Genomic DNA, 26,820 nt, shown 5'->3' with positions numbered 1-26,820 from the left:
AGCCGCTCCCTCACGGCCCGGTGCCCGACCAGCGGGCAGCGCATCGACACGGCCTCCCCCCACACTGGGCCAACCGAATCGCGTGGAGGTTCTGCCGGGCAGCGTCGCCGAAACGGATTCGCGCGTGACGACCGCATCCCGCGTCGTCACGAACCATCCGATGCCGAGCGGGCCATGCTGAAGCCGCCCAGACAGCGCGACGTCCGCGCTGGAACAACCAGCGGATGCCGACCAAGAATGACGGGGGGACGAAACCGGCACCGACACGGCAGGCGCTCGGGCAGTCCCACGGAGGCCAAGCCAGCAAGGCCCACTGGCCCGCGACAGCCGCAGCCCGCTGCCAACATTCCTGGTCACCACCGATGCCATCAACGACTGCACCCACCTGAGCGAGGCGGCCGAGGTCCACGGTGGCACGCCGGCAGATGCGGCACGCCACCGCACATGGGAGGGCTGCCGCGCTGGGTCTGGAACACATGGCGAGCGCTGCCGCCCGGATGGGACCGCACCGTGTCCATCCGGGGGCGCCTGGCCATCCTGATGAAGCCCGATTTTGGCGCTGGGTCGGCTTCGGCCGATGCGGCGGACAACTGTGCCGTCGCCGCAAACGGCGGAACGGGCAGCATCGGGGCCCTGGGGCTGCCGCAGCCGCGCTCGCATGAGTCGTGCTGTTGAGGTGGGGCCCTCGGCTCGAAGACCTCCCGCCGGGATCCGCTGTCTTCTTCGCCCCAGCCCGATCATCCAGTCTCGGCCGCGCCGGCGCCGTCAGCCTGACCCTGCCAGTAGTAGGACCACCGGTCGTACGCAGAGCAGGGCTCTGGGCAACCAGGCTCCAGCGGGCCAAGCTCCATCCAGGAGCAGTCTGCTGACCACTGCTGAGGGAGAGATTTCGATGAGCGCTGATGCCCGTTCTTTCGTCGTCCAACGCAACGGCCGGGAGGCGACGGCCGAGGAACTGGCGCCGCTCGCCTTCGCGGGCTTCGCCCACTTCACCGCCATGCAGGTGCGCGGGGGCCGGATCCGGGGCCTCGACCTGCATCTGGAGCGGTTGCATTCGGCCTCCAAGGAGCTGTTCGGTCAGGCCCTTCCCGACGAACGGATCCGCGGCTACCTGCGCACGGCGCTGGACACCGGCCCGGCAGACCTGTCGTTGACGGCCACGGTCTACTCCCCCGCCGGTGAATTCACCGCGTCCGGAACCGACGGGGAGCCGGAGGTGCTGATCCGCACCGGCCCGGCCGCGTCCGGCCCGCAGGGCCCGCTGACCCTGGCGACGGTCGAGTACGAACGCGTGTTGCCGGCCGTCAAGCACGTCGGGGAAGTGGCCAAGACCTACTTCCTGCGCCAAGCCGTGGCACAGGGTTTCGACGACGCCGCGTTCCTCGACCGCCGGGGCCGCCTCAGCGAGGCGACGATCTGGAACCTGGCGTTCTGGGACGGGACCGCGGTGGTGTGGCCGCAGGCCGAGATGCTCACCGGGATCACGATGAGCATCCTGCGTCGCCAGCTGGAGCGCCTCGGCGTCCCCCAACGCGTCCAAGAGATCACCCTCGGCGACCTCCCGGCCTTGGCGGGCGCCGTGGTCATGAACTCCTGGACACCGGGTGTGGCGGTCCACCAGATCGGCGATGTGCCGCTGCCCGAGGCGCCCTCCTTCCTGGAGCTGCTCCACCGCGCCTACCAGAACGAACCTCTCACCTTGCCGTAAGCCCCCAGACCGAACGCCGAGCAGGGGCCCTCGGCAGAAAGGACCCCTGCTCGGCACAGTAGGAGCCCCTCGAACACAAGCCATAGAGGCACAGACGCATCCTGAACGCGTTGATCTACAGGCCGGACGGGCCCGCCGCCCCTCGGCCCCGCCGTATCTCCGACGCCGCAACGCGGTCGAATGCTGCCTCAACCGGCTCAGGCGACGGCACGGCATCGCCACCCGCCGCGCCAGGTGCCTGCCACCACCGGTCCGGAACATCATGGCCACCGCCGATGCGGATCCACCATGGTCCACCGGGCACGGTCCAGGGCCCGCGCAGTACTACCGGCCACGCCACGTCAGGCACGTGGACGCCGAGTTCACCGTAACGGAGGCAACGTCCAACGGCTCCGAGTGCGCATCAGATGCAGTCCTGTTCGACCAACAGCATCGGATCCCGCTTCGCAGGCCCGTCATGACATGTGGATGTTGACGTTCGAGCGAAGGCCGCCCGGCACGGAGACGAGAAGCGCGACCAACTGGAGCGTGCAGTGTCGGTCGCGTTCGACACCCTCGAACACTCGGGCCGAATGAAGCGCTGCACGCTGCTATTGCCGCAGAAGCATTGTTGTGCAGCCGGAGTCTCTACCACCGGGCGAGGTTCTCCTTGCGGACCGATGCCGTCAGCGTGGTCGCGGTCGTCAGGTGCGCTCGGCGCGGTCACCGTCCAGGTAGCGGACACCGGTCGCGTCCTGGGACAGCCGCCAGAGGCGCTCGGCCAGGGCGAGGTCGTCGGCGGGTCGCACGAGTTCGTCGAAATGAATGCGGACGTCCTTGCGGCGAGGGGAGAAGCCGAGCAGGTACCCGGTCTCCGCCGCCGGGCTCGTGGCGGCGAACGCCAACGGCAGCGCGCCCTGCTCCATCGGACGGCTGAGCAGCGCCTTGCCGACCGCGAGCAGGGCCCTCTGCGTGAACCCCCGGGCGCTGTCAAGCATCGGTGTGGATGCCATGCCCGGGTGGACCAGGAAGCTGCGCACGGGACTGCCCGCCCGCCGCAGCCTGCGGTCCAGTTCAGCACCGAAGAGGAGGTTCGCGGTCTTGGATTTCACGTAGGCGGCACCGGGTGCGAACGAACGCTCGGCGGCGAGGTCCTCGAAGTCGGTGCGGGGGCGGGTGCGTCGGTAGAAATTGGAGCCGACGGTGACCACCCGCGGGTCGCGGTCCGGGCGGAACAGCTCCAGCAGCAGGCCGGTGAGCGCGAAGGGGCCCAGGTGGTTGGTGGCGAAGATCCGCTCGTACCCCTGCGGTGTCAGGGCACGTGCCCGCGGGCCGGTTCCCGCGTTGTTGACGAGCACGTCGATGCGACGCCCGTCGGCGTGCATGCGGTCGGCGAAGCGCCGCACCGAGTCGAGGTCCGACAGGTCGACCTGGCGGACCTCGAGGTCGCCCTGCAGCTCGGCCCGGACGCGTTCGCCCTTGTCGGTGTCGCGTACGGCCATGATGACGCCCGCGCCGCGGCGGGCGAGCCGGTCGGCGACCACGAGGCCGAGCCCGCTGCTCGCACCGGTGATCAGTGCCGTCCGGCCGGTCTGGTCGGGGATGTCGTCGTAGGACCATGCCAGTGCCATGTCCGCGTCCTCCGCCTCCGCGAGGGGATAATTTATCCGTTCGGGGCCACGCTACCACGGCAGCGGATGATTTATCCTCTCCGTGTGACATTGCGTGCCGACTCCGCCCGTGTGCGAGCACGGATGCTGGCCGCCGCGCGGGCGCGCCTCGCGGCCGGTGACATGGAACTGCCGCTCAACGCCATCGCCAAGGACGCCGGCGTCGGCGTCGGCACGGTGTACCGGCATTTCGCCGGTCGGCAGGCGCTGCTGGAGTCGCTGGCGGCGGACAGCTACCGGGAGCTGATCGCAGAGGCCGCGGCCGCCGCCGACAACCCGGACATCGCTGACGGTCTGCGCAACCTGCTGCGCGCCGCGCTGCGCCGCCAGCTCGCCGATCCCGCGCTCGCCGCGGTCCTGTCGACGCCCGAGTGCCAGTGCGACGAGACCCTGGCCTTGAGCCGCGAACTGGGCGCGCTGACGATGCGCGTGCTGGACCGCGCCCGCAAGGCGGGGGTCATCCGCGCGGATATCGTCCCGGACGACGTGCGCCGCCTGACCTGCGGGCTGCAGCATGCGATCCGCAGCGGCGACGAGGACGGCACCGCGATAGACCGCTACCTGGACGTCCTGCTGCGCGGCCTTCGGTCGTAACCCGCGGACAGCGGCCGGGGAACCGCGCGTCTTCAGAGCCGTCATGCCCGTGTAAAGCCGATGAATCATTCAGCCCGGGCGGTAACCGCCCGGGCTGAGAGGCCGATCACTTCGGGTGGACGCAACGAGACTCCGCGCTGTCCCGATGGTGGTGCCGCCCCGCGATCGCGCAGCCGGCCACGAACGGAGCCCTTGTTGAGACGGTCGAGCCGCATGCAGGGGGCAGGCGTACAGGCTCATGACCAACAGGTGCGACCGTCCACTCGTCAACAAACCGGGCAGGTGTGATCGCGTCCGTCCGGCCGGGCTAATCAGCGAGCAGGCGCCCGAACACCATAAGCGTGAGCCCGGGGCCGGGCATCCAATCGCGGTCAGGAAGTCGGACGAAGCCTTCGGCGCGATAGAGCCGCTGGGCGGCCGTCATCGCCGGTTGAGTCGACAGCAACAGCTGCCGTATCCCCCACGCGGCCGCCTGGTCGATGGCCGCTCGCACCAAAGCGCGCCCGACTCCGCGGCCCTGCGCCTGCGGTGCCACGGCGAGCGCTCGGATCTCGGCTTCGTCCTCACCTCGGGCGACCTCGCTGTCGGCATGCCAGCGCTCCAGCATGACCGTCCCCAGTATCGGAGCCGTCCGGCCGTCCTCAACGGCGACCAGGACCTTGCCGGGACCATCGGCACCGAGAACACGCAAAGTGTCCGCATAGTCCGGCTTCACCGCCAGGAGATCCTGGGCCTGGTAAGCCTCTACGCGCAGCTCACCGACCGCGCCCATCTCTCCGGGACGTACCTCACGAACGATCATGGCTGCATCCAACCACCGCCCACCGACCGAACGGCACCCGTCGCACGCGACGAGGGCCGCGCACACGCCCCGCTGCGGCTGCCGGTAGGCGTGCTCGATCTCACCGGCGGCGTTCGTCGCGCCGTCAGCCGGTCCGGACCAGCTCAGCGTGCTCGGCCTGGACGCCGAACCGACGGACCTGCGCGGCAAGAAGCACCGTCAATGTCGCCGCGACGATCAGCACTGCCGCTCCCGTCGCCACGACAGAGACGCCGTACCTGCTGGTGAGCGGACCTGCCACCAGCACCGCCACGGGGGTCAGCGCGAACCCGCCCAGCAGGTTCCAGCTGTTGACCCGGGCCAGCACGTCCGGCGGGAACGTCGCCTGCACCGTGGTCGACCACAGCACCCCGTAGACCGTCTGGCTCGCGCCCGGCGCCACCATGGCCGCAGCGAGCAGCCACCAGTCCGCCCCCGCCCCGGCGAGCAGCATCGGCCCCGCAGCCGTCACCGGCAGCAACGCCGCCACCAGCACCGGCCGGACCGGACGCCACCGCGCCGCCACCACAGCCCCCGCCCACGCTCCACCCGCCTCCATCGCCGCCACCATCCCCCAGCCGCCCGGGCCGCCGTGCCCCTGCGCCATGTACAAGGGCCCGACAACAGAGGAGAACGCACTGACCGCGACCGCCACGGCGGTGAACTGCCCGGTGAGCGCCCACGTCCACTGCACGGAGGTGAACTCCCGCCAACCACCGCGCAGCTCGGCGAACACGCCCGAGCCCTCCCGACGCCTTGCAGGGGTGCGCACCCGCACCAGCAGCGCCGCCCCCGCCACGGACGTCCCCGCCTTCACCGCGGCCGCCGCCCACGCACCGACCGCCGCCACGAGCACCCCCGACACCGCAAGCCCGACCAGCAGCCCCACCGCCACCGACTGCCCGAGCAGCGCATTGGCCACCTGCCGCGCCCGCCCCTCCACCAGATCAGCGGCGATACCGCGCTCGGCAGGGATCAGCAGCGCACGGACCAGCCCCGCCAGCACCGCAAGACCGCACACCACCACCAGCGGCGCGCCCCCGGCAAAGAAGCACACCGCAAGCCCACACCACGCCCCCGCCGCCAGCACCTCGGCACCGGCCATGACCCGGTGACGACGAAACCGATCCCCCACGATCCCACCGGCCGGCACCAGCAACGCCGGAGCCGCCTTCGCCGCCACGACCACCGACAACCCGGCAGCCCCATACCCCATGTGAAGAGCCCCGAAGGACAACGCCAGCATGCCGAAACCATCGCCGGCATTCCCCATCACCCGCGCCGCGAACAGCCGCGAAATCGCAGGATTTCTCAGGAGGCTGCACAGCGCAAAGTCATCCGACATACGAAAGACCCCGAAATCGGCGATTTTTTCAAAACTCGCCGCACAAGCTACCGCGCAGACCACGTCCCCCATACTCTCTTTGCCCTGCCTTTACTCCAATAAGACCGGGACATGCCATTCGCGCGCCCCTCAGGACGCATGCATTGCGATCCCCCACTTGATCACCCAAACCTCTGCAGACGGTCAACAGCGCCACCAAGACACAGTCGCCCGCAAACCTGCAGGCAGGCACCAAAAACGGAAGCATCCTGCCACCGCACCGCTGCAGATCTCGGCGTTCCGCCGTGATTGATCTCGAGGTGTGAGTTGGGGGCAGCCGGGCCGTCCGTCGCCTGCTGCGAGCCTGTGGATTCGCCACCGTCATTGGCGAACGCGCCGATAAGCGGGCAAGGCAGGCGGTCCGCGGCCGACGCGGCCCCCTGCCGACGCCGCCACGTGTCAAGCGGCTCAAGCGACGACGCTGGGGCACCACCCGCCACACCACACTTGCCAGTCCGGGATCACCCTGGTCATCCCACAGCCGCGGATCCTCATGATCCGCCGACCACGGCCTAGTAGGGCGCGGCGTGCGCTGTCGCGCCGCGGTGTCGCTCCCCGCGCTGCGGCACGGTCCGGGAGCTGGAGGTCACGGTCACGGCGTCGGACATCCGTGCTCAAAGCCCGCGCTTGGTCAGCTTTGACATATTGCCTCTCACCCGTTGCTTTTGCCTCTCACCCGTTGCTTCCAGCCGGGAGGCCGGGCGTATCCGGACTATGGATGCAACAGGGCGAGGGCGCCGGGACCTGCCGATTCAAACGCCGCTATCGGCTCCACATCGTCCGTCGGCAGCAGGCCCCTTAATACGATTGAGCCCGATTCAGGCTCCTGGCAGGCTGCGGAGCCATGGACGAGATCGCGGGCATCACCATCACGACGTGCGCCGAACGTCCGAGCTCGTTCCGCGCCTCTACGAGATGCACGAGACCTGGCCTGCCTTCATGACGCACGATCCGATCGGCGAAGCCCTGCTCGGGCGGGTCCCCGAGGAATTCCCGCAATACTGCGTCATGGCGACCGACGGCGGCCGTGTCGTGGCCCGTGGTCAGAGCGTGCCCTTCGACGCCGAGTCGCCCGGCCGTGAGGAAGCACCGGACCGGGGCTGGGACGCGGTGCCGGTGCGGGCGTTCGACGACCACCGCCACCGTCGTCCCACAACCGCGGCGAGCGCCCTGGACATCACCATCGACGCCGACCACCTCGGCCGCGGGCTGTCTCACCACATGCTCGCCGCACTGCGCGACGCGGCCGGCCGGCAGGGGTGCGGCACGCTGCTCGCCCCGGTCCGCCCCACGGCGAAGCATCGAGAACCCCGCGTGCCCATGGACGACTACATCCGTCGGCGGCGGGACGACGGCCTGCCGGCCGACCCATGGCTGGACGTGCACGTCAAGGCCGGCGGCGTCATCGAGAAGGTCGCCCCGGCTTCGATGACCATCAGCGGATCGCCGGCCGAATGGCGGCAGTGGACCGGCCTTCCGTTCGATCGAAAGGGCGAGGTGGAGGTCCCCGGCGCGCTGGTGCCGGTGCACTGCGACACCGCGCACGACCACGCCGTCTACGTCGAGCCGAACGTCTGGGTTCGGCACACGGCGACGTCAAGGTCCTGACGTCGTCGACGGCACGGACGGCCGTGCCCGCGCCGGAAGTCCCGTGAGGTCCGGCGGGCCGCTTCGAGGTCGCCGTCCGAGCAGTCCTCGATGTCCTGCGGCTCATGGCCTTCACTGGGGTCTTGCCGCCTGCGCACGGAGAGCGTCGCCGTGTCTCTTTCTTCGCGACATCGAGAGCCTCGTCCGCCGAGTGCTCACGGACAGCCGCCCGGCCTGCCGCTCGCCAGTACGGGGCACAGCGCGTGCAGCAGGCGCCGCGCTTCAACCGCGGGCACGCACATACCAGCAAGGCGTCCACGAACTCAGTGTGGGTCTTTCGCAGCTACGGAATATTTCAGGGGGCATCCAGTCGATCAGGTGTGCGTGCGCGCTCTAGCAGCGGGCTTGCGCCCGAAAGATTTTCGAAGGTCCGGGACCCTTGACGTGCTGCTGCGCCTCGTATGTACTCCGGCTACCGCTACCCCCCTGATCACCCAGTCCCCTTCGACACGGAATGTTAGCGCTAACACTGACGCCGACCGAAAGGAAGAGGTCATGTTGAGGATCGGTGCGGTGCTGGCATCGCTGCTGCTGTCGGCGCTCCTGTGCGTGACGAACCCACAGCCCGCGCAGGCCGCGACAGTGGATGTGAACAAGTGGTACGTCCTGGTCAACCGCAACAGCGGCAAGGCCCTGGACGTCTACAACCTGGCGACCAACGACGGCGCCCGCATCACCCAGTGGACGAGAAATGATCAGTATCAGCAGCAGTGGCAGTTCGTCGACTCCGGCGGCGGTTACTACCGCATCAAGTCCCGCCACTCCGGAAAGGTGCTGGACGTCTACAACTACTCCACCGCCAACGGCGGCCCGATCGTCCAGTGGACGGACCTGAACGGCACCAACCAGCAGTGGCGGCTGGTCGACAGCCCGGATGGCTACGTCAGGTTCGTCGCGCGACACAGCAACAAGGCCCTTGAGGTGCAAGGCGGCTCTACCGCCGACAACGCGAACATCGTCCAGTACGACGACTGGGGCGGTGCCAACCAGCAGTGGCAGCTGATCCCGGTCGGCAGTGATCCCGGTGCGCCGTGCGATCTGCCGTCGACATACCGCTGGACGTCAACGGGCCCGCTGGCGCAGCCCAAGTCGGGGTGGGTCTCGCTCAAGGACTTCACCGTCGCCCCCTACAACGGCCAGCATCTCGTCTACGCGACCACGCACGACACGGGGACCAGGTGGGGCTCGATGAACTTCGGCCTGTTCACCAACTGGTCGGAGATGGCCTCGGCCAGCCAGAACGCGATGTCGAACGCCGCCGTCGCGCCCACGCTCTTCTACTTCGCGCCGAAGAACATCTGGGTGCTCGCCTACCAATGGGGCAGGACCGCGTTCTCCTACCGGACGTCGACCGACCCCACCAACCCGAACGGCTGGTCCGCTGAGCAGGAGCTCTTCTCCGGAAGCATCACCGGATCCGCAACAGGGCCCATCGACCAGACGCTCATCGCGGACAGCACGAACATGTACCTGTTCTTCGCGGGCGACAACGGCAAGATCTACCGGGCCAGCATGCCGATCGGCAACTTCCCGGGGAGCTTCGGCACGAACTCGGCAGTGATCATGAGCGATACGACGAACAACCTGTTCGAGGCCGTCCAGGTCTACCGGCTGCAGGGGCAGAACCGCTACCTGATGATCGTCGAGGCGATCGGCTCGCAGGGACGCTACTTCCGCTCGTTCACGGCCACCAGCCTGAACGGGACGTGGACGCCGCAGGCCGCGACCGAGAGCAACCCGTTCGCCGGCAAGGCCAACAGCGGCGCCACCTGGACCAACGACATCAGCCACGGCGAACTGATCCGCACCAGCCCGGATCAGACCTTCACCGTCGACCCGTGCAATCTCCAGCTGCTCTACCAGGGGCGCAGCCCCAACTCCGGCGGCGACTACGGCCTTCTGCCCTACCGTCCGGGTCTGCTGACGCTCCAGCGCTGACGCAACGCCCTGCGGCTCGGTGTCAGCACGCCGGAAATCGACGTGCAGATCACCGAAGGCGCAGACCGTAGTACCCCACGACCGTCTAGACGACGGTGCGAATGCCGGGACTCGGGGCCGGCCGCAACGGGCGGCCCCGAGTCCCGGCCCGCAGACCGCCGAAACGTACGGCATTCACTTGCTGCGGCGGCGAGGCGGGGCACCGCCAGGACGTGTCCGGTGGATCATGGCGAGTCCGCAGCAGTGCGATGGCCGGGACGATCCCGTCCCGGTACCAGCGGTGAGCCTGTCAAAGCGGGTGGCGGTACCGCGCCGTCGCTGAACCCGGTCGATGCCGCGTCCGACCATGATGCTGCGCCGTCAAGGCAGCGCATCGGAGATGAGCGGCCACCGCCCCGGCCCACGGTGAACCCGCCGGACATGCTCGCAGATTGCGGCAGCGCAGCAGCAGCGCAGTGATGAGGGCCGGTCGTAGTAGGCGAGCCTGGCATGGCGGGAGCGACACCCCGCCGCCACCGGAACCGGTCGACGCGGCATCCGACCACGTGACGGCGCCGCCAGGGCGTGTCCGGTGGATCATGGCGGGTCCGCAAGCAGTGCGGTGGCCGGAGCGCTCCGGCGCGGTGGTGACAGGCCGGGCCTGGCGTGACGTGGCGAGGTCGCTCGTCACTTCGAGGCGGTTGGTGCGGTGTTCGACCATTCTGCGGTGTCGGCCGGGGCGGCTGCATCGGAGGCGAGCAGGGCCGCCAGGATCCAATAGATACGAACTAGGGAAGCCGCATCGCGGAACGGGCGGGCGGCTTCTCTGGTCCGCGGCAAGGCCCGTCCCGTCTGCTGACCGGCGCGTTCGCAGATGGCAGGGGCACCGCGGACTCGCGGCAGGCGGACGACCCGGCTGCCGCCGAACTCGCACTGACGACAGTGGAACGCCGGGATACAGCGGATACGGCTACGGTGATTGACCGTGAGTCTGCGGGCAGCAGCCGGGTCGTCCCTGTGTGTTGCGGCCCGTGGCTTCGCCGGGCCGAGCAGGCCCGCCGCAGAGGCCGTGATCAGCCTTGTCCCTGCGGGTCCGCTATGGACCGCCGGACACACCCTGGTTGTGTCCGGCGGATCTTGGCGGCTGCGCGCCCGTCTCCGATGCAGCCGCCCTGCCGACACCGCAACGTGGTCGAACACCGCAACGTGGTCGAACACCGCAACGTGGTCGAACACCGCACCGATCGACCCGAACTGAGGCACAGCATCGCCCCCCGTCAGGCCGGGCTTGCCCGTCGCCATCGAGCCGGAGCACCCCAGCCTTTGGCGTCGCTGCGGGTCCACCATGATCCACCGGACGCGCCTTAGAGGTGTACGGCCATCAGCCCGAAACCTCTGGGCGTGACAGCCGAGCAGGACATAAGGCGCTGGGCAGGGTCTACCAGGCGCTCGACTTGCCGCCTGCCCACGGACGCTTCCTGCGGCGAGGGGGCGCGGGCAGATGGAGGTGGCAGGGTGGAGCGGCGGTGGCGGGGTCAGCCCCAGGTCAGGAAGCGGTAGTGCAGGCCGGTCGAGGACTCCTGCCAGGGCCCCACCGAGTCCGGCGGGCGCCCCACGGTCGGCGCGTAGGTGTCGCCTTCGAACAGCTCCCGGATCTCGGTCACCACGATCCGGTCGGCCAGCGGCAGCGCCGCCTTGTACACGGCCGCGCCGCCGATCACCCACACGTCTCCGGACACCGCGTCGAGCGCCTGCCGCAGGCTGGGGAACGTCTCCACCCCCTCCTGCGGCGTGCGGGAGAGGACGAGGTTGCGTCTGCCCGGCAGCGGCCGGTACCGCGGCGGCAGCGACTGCCATGTGCGGCGGCCCATGAGCACCGCGGCGCCCGCGGTCAGGGCGCGGAAGTGCTTGAGGTCTTCCGGCAGGTGCCACGGCAGCGCGCCGTCGCGGCCGATGACGCCGTTGGCCGACTGCGCCCAGACGAGACCGATCACACCGCCACCGGGGCCTTGATGGCGGGGTGCGGGTCGTAGCCCTCGAGCGCGAAATGCTCGTAGGTGTAGTCGAACAGGCCGTCCGCCGGCTTCAGGCGCAGCGTGGGGAAGGGCCGCGCGTCCCGTGCGAGCTGCGTACGGACCTGCTCTTCATGGTTGTCGTAGATGTGGCAGTCGCCGCCGGTCCAGATGAAGTCGCCGACGCCGAGGCCGACCTGCTGGGCGATCATGTGCGTGAGCAGCGCGTAGCCGGCGATGTTGAACGGCACGCCGAGGAACAGGTCCGCGCTGCGCTGGTAGAGCTGGCAGGACAGTTCGCCGTCGGCGACGTAGAACTGGAAGAGCGCGTGGCAGGGCGGCAGCGCCATGCGCGGGATGTCGGCGACGTTCCACGCGGACACGATGATCCGCCGGGAGTCGGGGTCCTCGCGGAGCGTGCGCAGCACCTCGCTGATCTGGTCGATGTGTTCGCCGTCCGGGGTCGGCCACGACCGCCACTGCACGCCGTAGACCGGGCCGAGGTCGCCGTCCGGCGCGGCCCACTCGTCCCAGATCGTGACGCCGTTCTCGCGCAGCCATGCGACGTTGGAGTCGCCGCGCAGGAACCACAGCAGCTCGTAGGCGATCGAGCGGAAGTGCACCTTCTTCGTCGTGATCAGCGGGAAGCCGTCGGACAGCCGGTAGCGCAGCTGGTGGCCGAAGACCGACCGGGTGCCCGTGCCGGTCCGGTCCTTCTTGCGGACGCCGGTGTCGAGCACATGGCGGAGCAGGTCTTCGTACTGTGTGTCCGGCATGGCCGCAAGCCTAGTCACCTCGGCCGGACAGGGCATCTGACCAGGGGTTGGCCGGCATCCGCGCCGGGACGTCAGGTGTTGCCGATGCCCGCGGTGATGCCTCCGTCGACGAGGAATTCGGCGCCGGTGCAGAAGCCGGACTCCTCACTGGCCAGGTACACCACGAGTGCGGTGACCTCCTCGGGCAGCGCCAGGCGGGTCAGCGTGCTCTGGGTGCGGTCCACCTCGCGCGCCGCGTCCTCGGCGGCCGAACCGGCGATCATCGGGGTCAGCACGGCACCGGGGTGGACGGAGTTCACCCGCACGCCGTCGGCGGCCAGTTCCAGGGCGGCGGACTTGGTGAGGCCGCGCAGCCCGAACTTGGAGGCGGTGTAGCCGTGCATGCCGGCCACGCCCCGCAGGCCGGCGGCCGAGGAGATGTTGATGACCGAGGAGGGGCGGGCCGCCGCCAGCGCGTCGCGGGCGGCCGTCAGGCCCAGGAAGGGGCCGGTGAGGTTGACGTCCAGGATCCGCCGCCACTGCTGTTCGGTGTAGGTGCCGAGCGGGCCGCCGTCCAGGATGCCGGCGTTGTTGACCAGCACGTTGAGGCGGCCGAACCGCTGCACGGTCGCGGCGACGGCCGCCTCCCAGTCGCGCGCCCGGGTGACGTCCAGGTGCACGTAGGCCGCGGCGTCGCCGAGTTCCTCCGCCAGCCCGCGGCCCGCCTCGTCGGCGATGTCGCCCAGCACGACCCGCGCGCCGTGCTCGACGAACGCGCGGGCGTGCGCGGCGCCCATGCCCGATGCGGCTCCGCTGATGAGCGCCACACGCCCGGCCAGCCGTCCGTTCATTCCCTTCCTCCTCCGTGTGGCCCGCGCCGCCGGCCGCGGCGGGCGGGTGGCCGCCGTCAGGCGAGGACGCAGCGGGTTCCGCTGAAGATCGTCGGCATGCACTTGTTGCAGTGGATGCACAGCGACCGGGTGGCGGGCTCTGTCCGGATGCGGTCGACCAGGTCGGGTTCGCGCAGCAGGGCGCGGGCCATGGCGACGAACTGGAACCCCTCGGCCATCGCCCGGTCCATCGTGGCGCGCCGGGTGATGCCGCCCAGCAGGACGAGCGGCATCGTCAGGGCGGCCCGGAACCGGCGGGCGCCGTCCAGCAGGAACGCCTCCCGATAGGGGTAGGCGCGGAGGAACCTGCCGCCCACCAGCCGGACGGCCAGCCGCTGCGGCTGCGGGAGGGCCGCGGCGAACTCGCGCACCGGCGCGTCCCCGCGGAACAGGTACATCGGGTTGAGCAGTGAGCTTCCGGCGGTCAGTTCGAGGGCGTCCAGGTTGCCGTCCTGTTCCAGCCACCGGGCGACCTGCAGGCTTTCGTCGAGCCGGAATCCGCCGGGGACGCCGTCGTCCATGTTGAGCTTGGCCAGGACGGCGATGCGGTCGCCGACCGCGTCGCGGACGGCGCGGGCGATGCCGCGGGCGACCTTGGCGCGGTTGGCCAGCGACCCGCCGTGGCCGTCCCGGCGCCGGTTGAGCCGCGGGCTGAGGAACGCGCTGGTGAAGTAGTTGTGCCCCATGTGGATCTCCACCGCGTCGAAGCCCGCCTCGGCGGCCAGCAGCGCGGCGGCGGCGTGCGCGCGGGTGATCCGTTCGATGTCGGCGGCGGTGGCCGCGCGGGTCCGGCGCAGGCTGAGCGGGCTGATCGCGCCGGACGGGGCCAGGGCGGGCAGGCCGGTGGACGCGGCGTTGGCGACCGGGCCGGCATGCCCGATCTGCGCCGAGACGGCGGCCCCCTCGGCGTGCACCGCGTCGGCCAGCCGGCGCAGGCCGGGCAGGATCTCGGGCCGCATCCAGATCTGGTCGCGCTCGGTGCGGCCCTCCGGGGACACCGCGCAGTAGGCGACGGTCGTCATGCCGACCCCGCCCGCGGCGTGCCGCCGGTGGAACTCGATCAGGTCGTCGGTGACCAGCGCGCCCCTGCTCCTGTGCTCGAACGTCGCGGCCTTGATGACGCGGTTGCGCAGGGTGAGCGGACCGAGCCGGGCCGGTCCGAACACGTCGGGGACGGTGTCGCTGCTGTCCGTGGGGTCCATGCGGGGGTCTCCTCGGGACGGGTCCGGCGGTGCGCGGGCCGCGCGGCGCACCTTGAGTCAATCACTGATTGATGACTATTTGAAGAAGGGGGCGGGCGCGGATATGTCCGCGCCGCTCGATGGCGCGCCGTCGGCGTCGCGAGTGTGAAATGCCGGTTGTGTCGCCGCCCCGTCGCCTGATTGGATGCCAGCGCCCCGCGGCCGCCCCGACGACGAGAGCCGGGCGGCGCCCTGACCCGCGACGACACGCGATTGGCTGATGGGAGTTACATGTCGCAGACCCTTCCGGCTGACGGGCACGAGCGTGAAGCCTCACCCGCGGGTGTGCTGCCCGCGCCGCGCACGCCGTCTCCGCGTGAGGCACCGGCCCTGAAGTGGGGGGTGATCGCCCCCGGAGGGATCGCGGCGACTTTCACCCGCGCTCTGCACACCTACACCGAGCAGCGCGTGGTGGCGGTGGGTTCGCGTGACGCGGGCCGGGCCCGGGCGTTCGCCGACCGGTTCGGCATAGCGGCGTCGTACGGCGGCTACGCCGAGCTTCTCGCTGACGATCGCGTGGACATCGTGTACGTGGCGTCGCCGCATTCGGAGCACTTCGCCCATGCCATGCAGGCGATCCAGGCCGGCCGGCATGTGCTGGTGGAGAAGGCGTTCACCCGCAACGCCCGCGAGGCCGAGCGGCTCATCGAGGCCGCCCGCCGGCGGGGCGTGTTCCTGATGGAGGCGATGTGGACGCGGTTCCTGCCCCACATCGACGTGGTCCGGCAGGTGCTCGAATCCGGGATGCTCGGCGAGGTGCGGACCGTCGTCGCCGACCACGGCCAGTACATGAAGCCCGACGCGACGTCCCGCCTGTTCGCGCCGGAACTGGCGGGCGGGGCCCTGCTGGACCTCGGGGTCTACCCGGTGTCGTTCGCGTCGATGGTGCTGGGCCCCTTCACGTCGATCACCGCCGTCGGCACCAAGGCGTTCACCGGGGTCGACGGGCAGGCGTCGATCGTGGTGACCAATGCGGCCGGGGCGCACGGTGTGCTGAACACAACGCTGTTCACCCGCACGCCGACGACGGCGTCGGTGTCGGGAACGCTGGCGCGCCTGGAGATCGAGGGGCCGTTCTACGCGCCGGCGGCGGTCCGGCTGGTCGGCCGCGAGGGCGAGTTGCTGGACACGTTCGCCCCGGCCCAGCGTGACGGCGGGCTGTGCTACGAGGCCGCCGAGGCGGCGCGGTGCGTCGCCGCCGGGCGCCTGGAGTCGGGCCTGCTCCCGCTCGACGAGACGTTGCGGATCATGCGCGTCCTCGACGAGATCCGCCGCGAACTGGGCGTGGTCTACCCCGGCGAATGACCTGCCCTGCCGGTCGGGCCCGCCGCCCGGCCGGCGGACGGCGAACGGTCACGGAATGCGGTGACCGGCGGCCCGGTAGAGCTCGTACCACTCGGCGCGGGTGAGGGGGAGGTCGGACCCCTGGGCCGCCCCGGCCACGCGGTCGGGGGTGGTGGTGCCGAGGACGACCTGCATGCGGGCGGGATGCCGGGTGATCCACGCGGTGGCGATCGCGATGGGCGGCACCCCGTACTTCGCGGCGAGCCGGTCGATGACCGCGTTGAGCTCGGCGTGCTCGGGGGCGCCGAGGAAGACGCCGTCGACGAGTCCGGACTGGAACGGCGACCAGGCCTGGACGGTGATGTCGTGGAGTCGGCAGTAGTCGACGATCCCGCCGCCGTCCCGGGTCGCCGCCTCCGGTTCGCCCATCATGTTGGCCGTCAGGCCCTGGGCGATGATCGGGGCGTGGGTGATCGACAGCTGGAGCTGGTTGACGACGATGGACTGGCGCACATGGCGGCGCAGCAGCTCGATCTGACCCGGGGTGTGGTTGGACACCCCGAACGCCCGCACCTTCCCGGCCGCCTCCAGCTCGTCGAAGGCGCGGGCGACCTCCTCGGGTTCGACGAGCGCGTCGGGCCGGTGCAGCAGCAGGATGTCGATGCGGTCGGTGTCCAGGGCGCGCAGCGACTCCTCGACCGTTGCGACGATGTGCTCGTAGGAGTGGTCGTAGTAGGGGCCCTCCCGGACGATGCCGACCTTCGTCTGGATGGTGACGGCGTCGCGTTCGGAGGGGGTGAACCGCATCGCCTCGGCGAAGCGCCGCTCGCACTCGTGCGTCGTCCGGCCGTAGATGTCGGCGTGGTCGAAGAAGTCGATGCCGGCTTCCCGGGCGGTGCGCACGAGCGCGCGGATCTCCTCGTCGCTCTTGTCCGCGATGCGCATGAGACCGAGCACGACATTCGGGGCGGAGATGTCCGTCCCGGGCAGGGTGAACGTCTTCACTGGCCGACAGTCCTCTCTACGCGGCGCTCGCACCCGTCCGGCCACGATGCGACGGGCGGCCGCGGAACGCGAAAGGGTGTCCGGGGCGCTCAGCCCGACACCCACGGAACGCACTGTACGCATGGCTCATCGCCGCCGTTCTGGACGGGGCGGACTCGCTCGGTGACCGCACGCGCCGTCCGCCGCCGTCTCAGCCGACTCCGCCGATGCGGGCGAGGCGTCCCGCCTACCGGTGCAGCAGAACGGCCTCTGGCGGTCGGGGCCCTGGGCCGCTCAGTACCGCGTGGTGCACACCCAGGTGATCCAGCGGCCGCCGCCCGCGTTGGAGATCGCGTCCTTCTGGGCTGCGCTCCGCGTCTTGCCGCTGCCGCCCCAGTACTTGTTGGTCTTGGGGTTGTAGGCGACCGCGCCGCAGCCGTTGACGAAGGTCGTGAGCACCTTGCAGCCGGAGGCGGGGCACTCGTTCAGCGCCCGCCGCCTCGCGGCGGCCGCGGAACTGTAGTCCCAGGACTTACCGACGGCGCCGTTGGGCGCCACGGCGATGGCCCCGTAGTACAGCCGCGGCGGGGCGTACGTGCTCTCCGTGGACGGCGCCGCCCTGGGGGTGTAGGTCGGCGGGTCGTAGGTGGGCGTGCTGTACGTGGGAGGACTGTACGTCGGTGGACTGTAGGTCGGGATCCGCAGCGTGGACCTCGCGGCCGTCGGCGTGCTGGACGAATCGTCGGAACCGACCAGCAGCCACAGCACGGCCCCGCCTCCGACCAGGAGCACGAAGGCCGCGAAGACCACGATGATGACGATGGCCGGGTTGTTGTTGGGCGGCTGCGGGCCGGGCGGCCCCCATCCCGGTGATCCGGGCGGCGCAGGCGGGCCGGCCGGGGGCCCGTAGCCGGGCGGATAGCCGCCATGCGGTGGTTGTGGGGGTTGCACTGTGACCGCTCCCGGGATAGGTCGATATCTAGGCGATCATAGCGATTTTCCCACCGGAATGACGTGATTGCGCAATCGGTTAATCGCATCGTGTGACGCCCCGGGGATTCGGCGACCGCAGCGGCAAGTCGTACGCGGCGCGACACTTTCTCGATGCTTCCGCTCAATCCCGTCATGAACACGCGTTAACGGATGCGGGCCGCCCATTCCGGACCGCCCCGCCCCGCGACGGCCGCATCCGGTCACGCGCGCGCCGTCGTCCGCAGGTTCCGGCGACCTGCGGGCCGCGCGTCGGTGCCGCGGTGCGCCGCCCTCCGCCGGCGCGGCGAGGAGGGCGGCGCACCGCCGGTCAGCGGGCCGCCGCCTTGAGGATGCGGCGGGCGGTGCTCTGGATGTGGACCTCGTCCGGGCCGTCGTAGATGCGGCCCTCGCGGGCGTGCCGGTACATCCGCGACAGGGGGAGGTCGTCGGTCAGGCCGGCCGCGCCGTACACCTGGATGGCGCGGTCGATGACATTGTGCAGCATCCGGGCGCCGACGACCTTGATGGCGCCGATCTCGATGCGCGCCTGGTCCCCGGCGTCGATCCGCTCGGCGGCCTGGAGGGTGAGCAGCCGGGCCGCCTGGATCTCGGTGTAGGAGTCGAACACGTGCTTTTGCATCAGCTGCTTGTCCGACAGCGGCTCCCCGAACGCGGTGCGGACGCCGAGGCGGTCGCACATCAGCTCGAACGCGCGCTGCGCCTGGCCGAGCCAGCGCATGCAGTGGAAGACGCGGCCGGGGCCGAGCCGGTCCTGGGCGATGACGAAGCCGTGGCCGCGCGGGCCGAGGAGGTTGTCGGCCGGGACGCGGACGTCCTCGTACGCCACCTCGTAGTGGCCGCCGTGCAGGCCGAGGACCGGTGTCTCGCGGACGATGCGGTACCCCGGCGTGTCCGTCGGCACGATGATCATGCTGAAGGCGCGGTGCGGGCTCGGCGGGTCCTTCTCGGTGCGGCACATGACGGTGGTGTACGCGGCGTCGGCGGCTCCCGTGGTGAACCACTTGCGTCCGCGGATGACCCATTCGTCGCCGTCGAGTTCGGCGGTGGTCTGGATGCCGGTCGGGTCGGATCCGGCGACGGACGGCTCGGTCATCGCGAAGCTCGGCGACACCTCCCCCGCCACCAGCGGGGCGAGGTAGCGCTCACGCCAGCGCGGGCCGGCGTACTTGTGCAGCATCAGCGAGTCCTGGAGCGTGAACGTGCCGAGCGCGAGCTGGCCCCATTCGCTGCGGCCCTGCACCTCGTTGACGTAGACGTAGTCGAGGAACGGCATGCCGCCGCCGCCCAGCTCCTCGGGGTGCCCGAGCGCCCACAGGCCCTCCTTCTTCGCCTGCCGCTGCAGGTCGGCCAGCAGGTCGCGGGACTGCCGGCCGCCCGCGTTCAGCACCGGCTCGGCGGGCTCGACGCGCTGGGTCATGAAGGCGTGGAGGGCGTCGCGGACGTCCCGGACGCGGTCCGGCACGGGGAACAGCATCACGCCTCCCCGGTCAGGTCGGCGGCGATGTCGCGGCTGCCGTAGCCGTCCGGCGCGGGGACCTCCACCACCGGCTCGGGCCGGTCGTCGAACTCCACGCGCAGCGCCTTCGCCATCGTCGCGTGCATGTCGTACATGCAGGTGATGTAGGTGAGTTGGAGGATCTCCCTGTCGGGCAGGTGCTCTTTGAGGACGTCGAACACCTCGTCGGGGACGCGGCCGCCGTCCAGCACGAGCCCGTCGGTGTAGGCGAGGACGGCGCGTTCCAGCCGCGTGTAGCAGTCGGCGGTCTGCCAGTGCGGGATCGCCTTGATCTTCTCCTCCGGCACGCCGAGCGCCCGCATCTGCTTGCAGTGCTGGGAGAACACGAACTGGCTGCCGCGCGCCCAGCCGGCCCGGCACTGGCCGAGCTCGCGCAGCACCGGGTCGAGGCTGGCGTTGCGGTAGAGCGCGAAGCCGCGGACGGCGTGCCGGAACACGTCGGGCGACTGGGCGAAGACCGTCCACCAGTCGCCCGGGGAGCCGGTGGCGGTGCCGTGGTCGACGGCGGGGTCGCGGTCGGGGCCGAAGAGGCGGTCGTAGAAGAAGCGGATGCGCTCGTCGGTGACCTCGGCGCGGGGGACCTCACGCAGTCGGGGCATGCTGCTCCTTCTCGTTCACCGCGGCCGCGGGCACGGGGACGGCCTTGGGGGCGGTGCGGTCGGCGGCGGTCTTCGGTTCGTGGGAGACGTCGGCGTCGGTGAACGTGCGCGTCCAGCAGGCGAACTCCAGCAGGATGCCGTCCGGGTCCTGGAAGTAGAAGGAGCGGACGAACACGCCCTCGTCGAACTCGCGTGCGATGCCCAGCGGGCTGTCGTCGTGGTTGATGATCGGGCTGACGGTGACGCCCTTGTCCTGCAGCCGCCGCCAGTACTCCTCGAACTTGTCCGGCGGGACGTGGAAGGCGACGTGGTTCATCGACCCGACCGCGCTGACCAGGTCGCCCTGCTCGGGGCGGTTGGCGGGCGCGGACAGGCCGGGCACGCCGTCCGGGGCGTCGGGGAACCAGAAGAACGCGACGCAGTCGCCGCCGCCGCAGTCGAAGAAGAAGTGCTGGCCCATGCCGGCCGGCAGTTCGATGGTCTTGATCAGCGGCATGCCCAGCACGCCGCTGTAGAAGTCGACGGTGCGCTTCATGTCGGACGACACGAGCGCGAGGTGGTTGATGCCGCCCAGTTCGAATTCGGTGTTCTTCGGGCCCGTCATGAGACCTCCCTGTACCTGGCGCGTGCGGCGGCAAGGAGGCGCCCGCCGCCGATGCCGCCGACCGGCACGGCCGCCGCGGCACGGGCTCCTCCTCGGAGTTGACTTGACAGTCATGTCAGCTCTGCCCGATGCTCGGGATCCTGATCCTGGGCACATCGGTTGTCAACCCCCGCACGGGCGCCGCTGAGGAGGGGCACGGGGCATGCGCAGCAAGGCCGGGCCGGGCGAGGAGGCGGCCGGGCAGGCACCGCTGACCGAGCGGGGCGCCCGGACGCGCGAGCGCATCCTGCGCGCCGCCCGCGAGGTGTTCGAGGAGCGCGGGTTCCTCGACACGCGGGTCGCCCACATCACCCGCCGCGCCGCCGTCGCCTACGGGTCCTTCTACACCTACTTCCCGTCCAAGGAGGCGGTGTTCCTGGAGGTCGCCGACCGGCTCTTCCAGGACATGACCGAGCACGCCCTCGTCCCGTCCGAGGGCCCGTCGCCGGCCGCCTGCGTCCGCCGCGCCAACCGGGCCTACTACGAGGCGTACCGGCGCAACGCGCGGATGATGGCGATCATCGAGCAGGTCGCGACGTTCAACGTCGAGTTCCAGGAGATGCGGCGCAAGCACCGCGCCGGGGCGATCGGACGGCTGGCGGAGGTGATCCGGCGGTGGCAGCGCGCCGGGCTGGTCGGCGCCGACCTCGACGCCGAGATGGCCGCCCGCGCCCTGGCCGCAATGGTGGACCACTCCCTGTACCTCTGGTTCGTCCAGGGCGACGACACCCCCGACACCGAGCGCCTCCTGGACACCCTGGACGCCCTCAGCATCCGCGCCCTCGGCCTCCCGGCCTGAGGGCCCGCACCCCCGAAGGAGCCCCCTTGGCACTCACCGACCGTTGCATCACCGCGGGGGACCAGATTCCGGACGGCACCGGCCCCGCCGCAAAGCACGCGGACGCGCGACGGGCGGCCCCGGCATGAGCGGCGCGGACGCGAACGGCCTGGGCGAGGCGCTCGCCGGGGTGCTGTCCGCCGAGGTGACGGGCCTGCGCCGCCTGTCGGGCGGGGCGAGCCGCGAGACGTGGTCGTTCGAGGCGGACGGCCGCGCCCTCATCCTGCGCCGCGAGCCCCCGTCCTCCCCCGGCCCGTCCGCCCCGCCCCCCGGCGGCATGGCGCGCGAGGCCGCCCTGCTCGCCGCCGCCGCGGAGGCCGGCGTGCCGGTCCCCCGCCTGGTGGCGCACGGCGACGCGCTGCTCGGCACCCCGTATCTGGTCATGGAGCGGCTGGACGGCGAGACCATCCCGCGCCGCCTGCTGCGCGACGACCGGTTCGCCGGGGTCAGGCCGCGCCTCGCCCGGGAGCTCGGCGGCGTCCTCGCCCGGATCCACACGATCCCGCCGGAGCGGATCCCCGGTCCGCCGTCCGGCGACCCGCTCGCCGAGCTCGCCGCGCACCACCGGGGGTTCGGGGAGCCGCGGCCCGCCGTCGAGCTGGCCCTGCGCTGGCTGGAGGAGCACCGTCCGCCGTCGTCCGGGCGCCGCGCGCTGGTGCACGGCGACTTCCGCAACGGCAACCTGATGATCGACGAGTCGGGGGTGCGCGGCGTCCTGGACTGGGAGCTCGCCCACGCCGGCGACCCCGCCGAGGACCTCGGCTGGCTGTGCGTGAAGGCGTGGCGGTTCGGCTCGCCGCTGCCGGCCGGCGGCTTCGGCACCCGCGAGGACCTGCTGGACGGCTACGCGGCGGCGGGCGGCGTCCCGCCCACGCCGCAGGAGCTGCGCTGGTGGGAGGTGTACGGCACGCTCCGCTGGGCGGTGCTGTGCCGGCACCAGGCCGAGCGCTTCCTGAGCGGGTCCGATCCGTCGGTCGAGTACGCGGTGCTCGGCCGGAAGGTCTGCGAGCAGGAGCACGACCTGCTGCTGGCGCTGGGGCTGACCGAGCCGGAGAAGGCCGCCGATCCGCTGGACGCGTCCGGCGCGGCGGCGGAGGCGCCCGCACCGCACGACCGGCCGTCGGCGCACGCGCTGATCGACGCCGTGACCGGGTTCCTGCTGTCGGCCGAGCAGCCGGACGACCGGCTGCGCTTCCACGCGCGCGTGGCGGCGGGCGCGCTGCGCATCGCCCGCCGCGAGCTGCTGCTGGCGGACGGGCACCGGGAAGCGCACCGCGCCCGGCTCCGCGCCCTGGGCTGCGCCGACGACGCCGCCCTGGCCGCGGCCATCCGCGACGGCACTCTGGACGGGCGCCGGGACGAGGTGGTCGCGGCGGTCCGCGCGTCCGTGCGGGACAAGCTGCTGGTCGCCAACCCCGCCTACCTGAACACCCGCTAGCGCGGGAACGGGCCCGCGCGGCCGAGCAGCGCGGGCGGCCGCGCGCCGAGCAGCCCGCCGAGCCAGGCGCCGGTCGCGGCCACCGCCGCCATGTCGATGCCGGTCTCGACGCCGCTGCGGTGCAGGGCGTAGAGGAGGTCCTCGGTGGCGAGGTTGCCGGTGGCGGCCGGGGCGAACGGGCAGCCGCCGAAGCCGCCGGTGCTGGCGTCCAGGGTCGCGGCACCCTCGTCGAGCGCGGTGAGCGCGTTGGCGTAGCCGGTGTTGCGGGTGTTGTGGAAGTGGAAGCGCAGCGGGGTGCCGGGGGCCGCCTCCCGCGTCCGGCGGGCCAGGTCGCGGACCTGCGCGGGGACGCCGACCCCGATCGTGTCGGCGAGCGCGATCTCGAAGGCCCCGGCGGCGTGCGCGCGGCGGGCGATCTCCGCGACGCGCTCGGGCGGCGTCTCGCCCTCGAAGGGGCAGCCGAACGCGGTCGCGATCGTCATTGCGGCCGGGACGCCCGCGTCGGCGGCGGCCGCGGCGATCTCGTCCCAGGCGTCCAGCATCCGCGCGGTCGTGCGGCCCTGGTTGCGGACCGAGAAGGTGTCCGACGCGACGACGACCACGTTGACCTCGTCCACCCCGGCGGCGAGGGCCCGGTCGAGGCCGCGCCGGTTGAGGACGAGCCCGCTGTAGCGGACGCCGTCGCGGCGCGGGACCCCCGCCATGACCTCCTCCGCGCCCGCCATCTGCGGGACGCGCCGCGGGTTCACGAAGGAGACGGCCTCGATCCGGCGGGTTCCGGCGTCCACGCAGCGGGTGATGAACGCGATCCTGTCCTCGGGGGAGAGGGTGCGCGGTTCGTTCTGGAGGCCGTCGCGCGGGCCCACTTCCAGGACTGTTGTATGCAATCTGCCCCCCAAGCCGGAGCTGTGCGCGTAATCGCGACTATATTGCATGCAATACCGCAAGGAGGGTTCATGCCCCGCGCCGCCGACACCGCCTACGAGGCGGTCCGCCAGATGATCCTCTCGGGGGAGGCCGCGGCCGGCAGCCGGCTCGGCGAGGCCGAGCTGGCCGAGTCGCTGGGCCTGTCGCGCACCCCCGTGCGGGAGGCGCTGCAGCGGCTCGGGTCGGACGGCCTGGTGGAGGTCCTCCCCCACCGCGGCGCCCGCGTGGTCCGGTGGAGCCGCGCGGACCTGGAGGAGATCTTCGAGCTGCGCGCCCTGCTGGAGCCGTACGCGGCGGCGCGCGCCGCCCGCCGCCGGCCCGGCGAGGCCGTCCTGGCCGACCTGCACCGCCTGTGCGCGCAGATGGAGCGGGCGGCGGCGGACGGCGACCTGGCCGAGGTCGCGCGGCTCAACTCCCGCTTCCACGCCGCGCTGATCGAGGCGTCCGGGAACCGGCGGCTGCCGGCGATGCTGACCTCGGTGATGCACGCGCCGCTGATCCTCGGCACGTTCCGCCGGTACGGCGCGGACGCGCTGGCCCGGAGCATGAACCACCACCGGGAGCTGGTCGCCGCCGTCGCCGCGGGCGACCCCGCGTGGGCCGAGTCGGTGATGCGGTCGCACATCCGCGCGGCGGCGGCCGAGCTCACCGCGGACGAGAGCGAGGAGACTTGAGCGACGACGCATCCCCCCGCCCCGGCGAGGCGCCCTCCGGACCCGGCGGCGCGGCCCCCGGCCCCCTCGGCGACCTGCGGGTCGTGGAGATGGGGCAGCTGCTGGCCGGGCCGTTCTGCGGGCAGCTGCTCGGCGACTTCGGCGCCGAGGTCGTCAAGGTGGAGCCGCCGGGCACCGGCGACCCGATGCGCGAGTGGGGCCGGGAGAAGCCGCACGGGCTGTCGCTGTGGTGGCCGATCCTCGCCCGCAACAAGAAGTCGGTCACGCTCGACCTGCGCACCCCCGAGGGGCAGGCGCTGGCGCGGCGCCTCATCGCGGGCGCCGACGTCCTGGTGGAGAACTTCCGCCCCGGCACCCTGGAGCGCTGGGGCCTGGCGCCCGAGGTCCTGCACGCCGACAACCCGCGGCTGATCATCACGCGGGTCACCGGGTACGGGCAGGACGGCCCCTACGCGCCCCGGGCCGGGTTCGGCTCGATCGGCGAGGCGATGGGCGGCATCCGGTACGTCACCGGCGACCCGGACCGGCCGCCGTCGCGCGCCGGGATCTCCCTGGGCGACGAGCTCGCCGGGACGTTCGCCGCGCTCGGCACGCTCGTCGCCCTGCACGCCCGGCAGCGGACCGGACGCGGGCAGATCGTCGACTCGGCGCTGTACGAGGCGGTGCTGGCGATGATGGAGTCGCTGATCCCGGAGTGGGAGATCGCCGGCTACCAGCGGGAGCGCACCGGCTCGGTGCTGCCGAACGTCGCGCCCAGCAACGTGTACCCGACCAAGGACGGCCCCGTCCTCATCGCCGCGAACCGCGACACGGTCTGGCGGCGGCTGGCCGCCCTCATGGGCCGTCCGGAACTCGCCGACGACGAGCGCTTCGCCACGCACGGCGCCCGCGGCGCCAACGCCGCCGAGCTGGACGGCCTCATCGCCGCCTGGACGGCCGAGCAGGAGTCGTCCGCGCTGCTGGAGCTGCTCCACGACAACGGCATCCCGGCGGGCCTGACCTACCGGGCCCGGGACATGCTCGCCGACCCGCACTTCAAGGCCCGCGAGGCGATCATCAGGATGGCGCATCCGGACTTCGGCGACTTCCCGATGCAGGGCGTCTTCCCCAAGCTGTCCGACACCCCCGGCGCGGTGCGCTCGGTCGGCCCGTCCCTCGGGCAGCACAACGCCGAGGTCTACGGGGCGCTCGGCCTGACCGATGAGGAGATCGAGGCCCTGGCCGCCGCCGGGACGATCTGAGGCGACGGCTCCGCCGGTGCGGCCCCGGCGCGCGAACCGCGGCCGGAGGAGGGGCGTTCAGGCCGGCGTGTCGGGGGGATGGGTGAGCATGCTCAAGCGGTCCCGGTCGGTGGTCTCGTCGAACTCGGTCCAGCGCCGCTCGTGGCCGGCGCGCAGGGTGGACGCCTGGGCGAAGGTGTGGTGGGAGGCCAGGTCCGCCAGCTCGGGGGCGTGACCGGCCAGGATCTCCCGGAACCGCTGCTCGGCGAGCTCGCCGAGCGAGTCGTAGATGGTCACGCACAGCCGCCGGGCCTCGGCGCGCGGCCAGTCGGGCGGCAGCAGTTCGGCGGGCAGGTCGGGGTCGAGGGTGGGGAACGCGCGCCAGTCCGTCATGACCGCGGTGCGCAGCCGCAGGGCGTCGGCGGGCGAGATGCCGGGCCGGGTGACGCGTTCGGCCTCCTTGCGGTATCTGCGGATGAACCGCAGGTACCGGTCCCGCAGGGCGCTGACGTCGAAGGCGCGCTCCAGCACCCGGTCGAAGCCCTCGTCGGCGACCTCGTCGGCCCGGAACACGGTGACCCCGCGCACCCCGAGCCTGCGGACGAGCGCGGCGACGTCGGCGGTCCGGTCGTGGGGGCTGACCCAGACGGCGTCGAAGAGCACGCCGAAGTGCATCAGGCGCAGCCCGTCGCGCAGGGCCCGCCGGGTGTCGCGCCGGTCCTCGGGCACCGAGAACATCACCACGGTCCACCGGCCGTCCCACGACGGCGTGGCCGCGCCGAACGTCAGCAGCCGCAGCATGTGCGCCACGATCACGTCGTGGGCGCGGGGCGGCAGCCCGTAGGCGGTGGTGCGGCCGACGCGGGAGCTGGTCAGCAGCCCCCGCGAGGCGACCCGGCGCAGGGCCGCGCGGGCGCCGGCCTCGGTGATGTCGAACTCGGCGAGCAGCCGGACCAGCGCCGCCGACGGGATGTGCTCCTGCCGCCAGAACCAGTAGTCGCCCAGCAGCGTCGTCAGCAGGCGCTGCGGCTCGGCTCCCTGCCTGCCCCGAGGCAGGGAGCCGGTCGTCGTCGGCGCGGTCACCCGG

23 protein-coding genes are annotated in these 26,820 nt (G+C 71.7%); 9 read left to right on the top strand and 14 right to left on the bottom strand.

Annotation, left to right across the window (positions count from 1 at the left end; all coding sequences use genetic code 11):
* Window positions 1–892: 892 nt before the first annotated feature.
* Entirely contained in the window at window positions 893–1,708 is an 816-nt protein-coding gene (locus tag ABD879_RS00285; RefSeq protein ID WP_345016162.1) for an aminotransferase class IV family protein, read from the top strand.
* Between the two features lie 683 nt (window positions 1,709–2,391).
* Here ABD879_RS00285 and ABD879_RS00280 read toward each other — a convergent pair.
* Entirely contained in the window at window positions 2,392–3,318 is a 927-nt protein-coding gene (locus ABD879_RS00280) for an SDR family NAD(P)-dependent oxidoreductase (protein ID WP_345016160.1), read from the bottom strand.
* An 84-nt stretch (window positions 3,319–3,402) separates the two neighbouring features.
* Between ABD879_RS00280 and ABD879_RS00275 the strand changes: the two genes are divergently transcribed.
* Window positions 3,403–3,951: a TetR/AcrR family transcriptional regulator gene (locus tag ABD879_RS00275; RefSeq protein WP_345016159.1), complete on the top strand. Its 549-nt coding sequence runs from the start codon at window positions 3,403–3,405 to the stop codon at window positions 3,949–3,951.
* 307 nt (window positions 3,952–4,258) lie between these two features.
* Here the strand turns inward: ABD879_RS00275 and ABD879_RS00270 are convergent, their stop codons facing one another.
* The gene (locus ABD879_RS00270) at window positions 4,259–4,753 is read right to left on the bottom strand and encodes a GNAT family N-acetyltransferase (RefSeq protein ID WP_345016157.1); all 495 of its coding nucleotides are present in this window, start codon (window positions 4,751–4,753) and stop codon (window positions 4,259–4,261) included.
* 124 nt (window positions 4,754–4,877) lie between these two features.
* Window positions 4,878–6,188, bottom strand: a complete 1,311-nt coding sequence (locus ABD879_RS00265; protein ID WP_345016155.1) for an MFS transporter — start codon at window positions 6,186–6,188, stop codon at window positions 4,878–4,880.
* Window positions 6,189–7,070: 882 nt separating this feature from the next.
* Here ABD879_RS00265 and ABD879_RS00260 point away from each other — a divergent pair.
* Window positions 7,071–7,763: an N-acetyltransferase gene (locus ABD879_RS00260; protein ID WP_345016153.1), complete on the top strand. Its 693-nt coding sequence runs from the start codon at window positions 7,071–7,073 to the stop codon at window positions 7,761–7,763.
* 534 nt (window positions 7,764–8,297) lie between these two features.
* The gene (locus ABD879_RS00255; protein WP_345016151.1) at window positions 8,298–9,740 is read left to right on the top strand and encodes a non-reducing end alpha-L-arabinofuranosidase family hydrolase; all 1,443 of its coding nucleotides are present in this window, start codon (window positions 8,298–8,300) and stop codon (window positions 9,738–9,740) included.
* A 1,514-nt stretch (window positions 9,741–11,254) separates the two neighbouring features.
* On the opposite strand, the gene ABD879_RS00250 is transcribed toward ABD879_RS00255, so the two are convergent.
* The 4 genes from ABD879_RS00250 to ABD879_RS00235 all read right to left on the bottom strand — a co-directional run bounded on the left by ABD879_RS00250 (window position 11,255) and on the right by ABD879_RS00235 (window position 14,578).
* Window positions 11,255–11,713, bottom strand: coding sequence for a dihydrofolate reductase (locus ABD879_RS00250; RefSeq protein ID WP_345016149.1), 459 nt, complete (start codon window positions 11,711–11,713; stop codon window positions 11,255–11,257).
* A complete protein-coding gene (locus ABD879_RS00245; RefSeq protein ID WP_345016147.1) occupies window positions 11,710–12,507 on the bottom strand; it encodes a thymidylate synthase in 798 nt (265 codons plus the stop codon). Before ABD879_RS00245 ends, ABD879_RS00250 begins: the two co-directional genes overlap by 4 nt.
* Window positions 12,508–12,578: 71 nt before the next feature.
* A complete protein-coding gene (locus tag ABD879_RS00240; protein ID WP_345016145.1) occupies window positions 12,579–13,337 on the bottom strand; it encodes an SDR family oxidoreductase in 759 nt (252 codons plus the stop codon).
* A 56-nt stretch (window positions 13,338–13,393) separates the two neighbouring features.
* Window positions 13,394–14,578: an NADH:flavin oxidoreductase gene (locus ABD879_RS00235; RefSeq protein ID WP_345016143.1), complete on the bottom strand. Its 1,185-nt coding sequence runs from the start codon at window positions 14,576–14,578 to the stop codon at window positions 13,394–13,396.
* 381 nt (window positions 14,579–14,959) lie between these two features.
* Here ABD879_RS00235 and ABD879_RS00230 point away from each other — a divergent pair, with 381 nt between their 5' ends.
* The gene (locus ABD879_RS00230; protein ID WP_345016141.1) at window positions 14,960–15,922 is read left to right on the top strand and encodes a Gfo/Idh/MocA family protein; all 963 of its coding nucleotides are present in this window, start codon (window positions 14,960–14,962) and stop codon (window positions 15,920–15,922) included.
* A 48-nt stretch (window positions 15,923–15,970) separates the two neighbouring features.
* On the opposite strand, the gene ABD879_RS00225 is transcribed toward ABD879_RS00230, so the two are convergent.
* From ABD879_RS00225 to ABD879_RS00205, 5 genes are all read right to left on the bottom strand, one after another.
* On the bottom strand, window positions 15,971–16,906 hold the full coding sequence (locus tag ABD879_RS00225; protein ID WP_345016139.1) for an aldo/keto reductase: 936 nt from the start codon (window positions 16,904–16,906) through the stop codon (window positions 15,971–15,973).
* Window positions 16,907–17,179: 273 nt separating this feature from the next.
* Entirely contained in the window at window positions 17,180–17,695 is a 516-nt protein-coding gene (locus tag ABD879_RS00220; RefSeq protein ID WP_345016137.1) for a DUF4189 domain-containing protein, read from the bottom strand.
* 490 nt (window positions 17,696–18,185) lie between these two features.
* A complete protein-coding gene (locus ABD879_RS00215) occupies window positions 18,186–19,352 on the bottom strand; it encodes an acyl-CoA dehydrogenase family protein (protein WP_345016136.1) in 1,167 nt (388 codons plus the stop codon).
* Window positions 19,352–19,993: a carboxymuconolactone decarboxylase family protein gene (locus tag ABD879_RS00210; protein WP_345016135.1), complete on the bottom strand. Its 642-nt coding sequence runs from the start codon at window positions 19,991–19,993 to the stop codon at window positions 19,352–19,354. Before ABD879_RS00210 ends, ABD879_RS00215 begins: the two co-directional genes overlap by 1 nt.
* Entirely contained in the window at window positions 19,977–20,597 is a 621-nt protein-coding gene (locus ABD879_RS00205; RefSeq protein ID WP_345016134.1) for a VOC family protein, read from the bottom strand. Before ABD879_RS00205 ends, ABD879_RS00210 begins: the two co-directional genes overlap by 17 nt.
* Window positions 20,598–20,799: 202 nt before the next feature.
* Between ABD879_RS00205 and ABD879_RS00200 the strand changes: the two genes are divergently transcribed.
* Window positions 20,800–21,435 (top strand): TetR/AcrR family transcriptional regulator, encoded by a 636-nt coding sequence (locus ABD879_RS00200; RefSeq protein WP_345016132.1) that lies wholly within the window; start codon window positions 20,800–20,802, stop codon window positions 21,433–21,435.
* A 124-nt stretch (window positions 21,436–21,559) separates the two neighbouring features.
* Window positions 21,560–22,912, top strand: a complete 1,353-nt coding sequence (locus ABD879_RS00195) for a phosphotransferase family protein (protein WP_345016130.1) — start codon at window positions 21,560–21,562, stop codon at window positions 22,910–22,912.
* On the opposite strand, the gene ABD879_RS00190 is transcribed toward ABD879_RS00195, so the two are convergent.
* Window positions 22,909–23,847, bottom strand: a complete 939-nt coding sequence (locus tag ABD879_RS00190) for a hydroxymethylglutaryl-CoA lyase (protein ID WP_345016316.1) — start codon at window positions 23,845–23,847, stop codon at window positions 22,909–22,911. The genes ABD879_RS00195 and ABD879_RS00190 overlap by 4 nt on opposite strands.
* A gap of 21 nt (window positions 23,848–23,868) precedes the next feature.
* Here ABD879_RS00190 and ABD879_RS00185 point away from each other — a divergent pair, with 21 nt between their 5' ends.
* Together ABD879_RS00185 and ABD879_RS00180 are read left to right on the top strand one after the other, a co-directional pair.
* Window positions 23,869–24,513: a GntR family transcriptional regulator gene (locus ABD879_RS00185; RefSeq protein WP_345016128.1), complete on the top strand. Its 645-nt coding sequence runs from the start codon at window positions 23,869–23,871 to the stop codon at window positions 24,511–24,513.
* On the top strand, window positions 24,510–25,754 hold the full coding sequence (locus ABD879_RS00180; protein ID WP_345016126.1) for a CaiB/BaiF CoA transferase family protein: 1,245 nt from the start codon (window positions 24,510–24,512) through the stop codon (window positions 25,752–25,754). Before ABD879_RS00185 ends, ABD879_RS00180 begins: the two co-directional genes overlap by 4 nt.
* Window positions 25,755–25,811: 57 nt before the next feature.
* On the opposite strand, the gene ABD879_RS00175 is transcribed toward ABD879_RS00180, so the two are convergent.
* Window positions 25,812–26,816 carry a PaaX family transcriptional regulator gene (locus tag ABD879_RS00175; protein WP_345016124.1) on the bottom strand — a complete coding sequence of 335 codons (1,005 nt, stop codon included), beginning with the start codon at window positions 26,814–26,816 and terminating at the stop codon, window positions 25,812–25,814.
* Between the last annotated feature and the right edge of the window lie 4 nt (window positions 26,817–26,820).

The organism is Actinomadura keratinilytica (assembly GCF_039539665.1).
GTDB classification, from domain to species: domain Bacteria; phylum Actinomycetota; class Actinomycetes; order Streptosporangiales; family Streptosporangiaceae; genus Spirillospora; species Spirillospora keratinilytica.
Note: the sequence above shows the minus strand (reverse complement) of the source record. Positions and strands in the feature narration are given on the sequence as shown.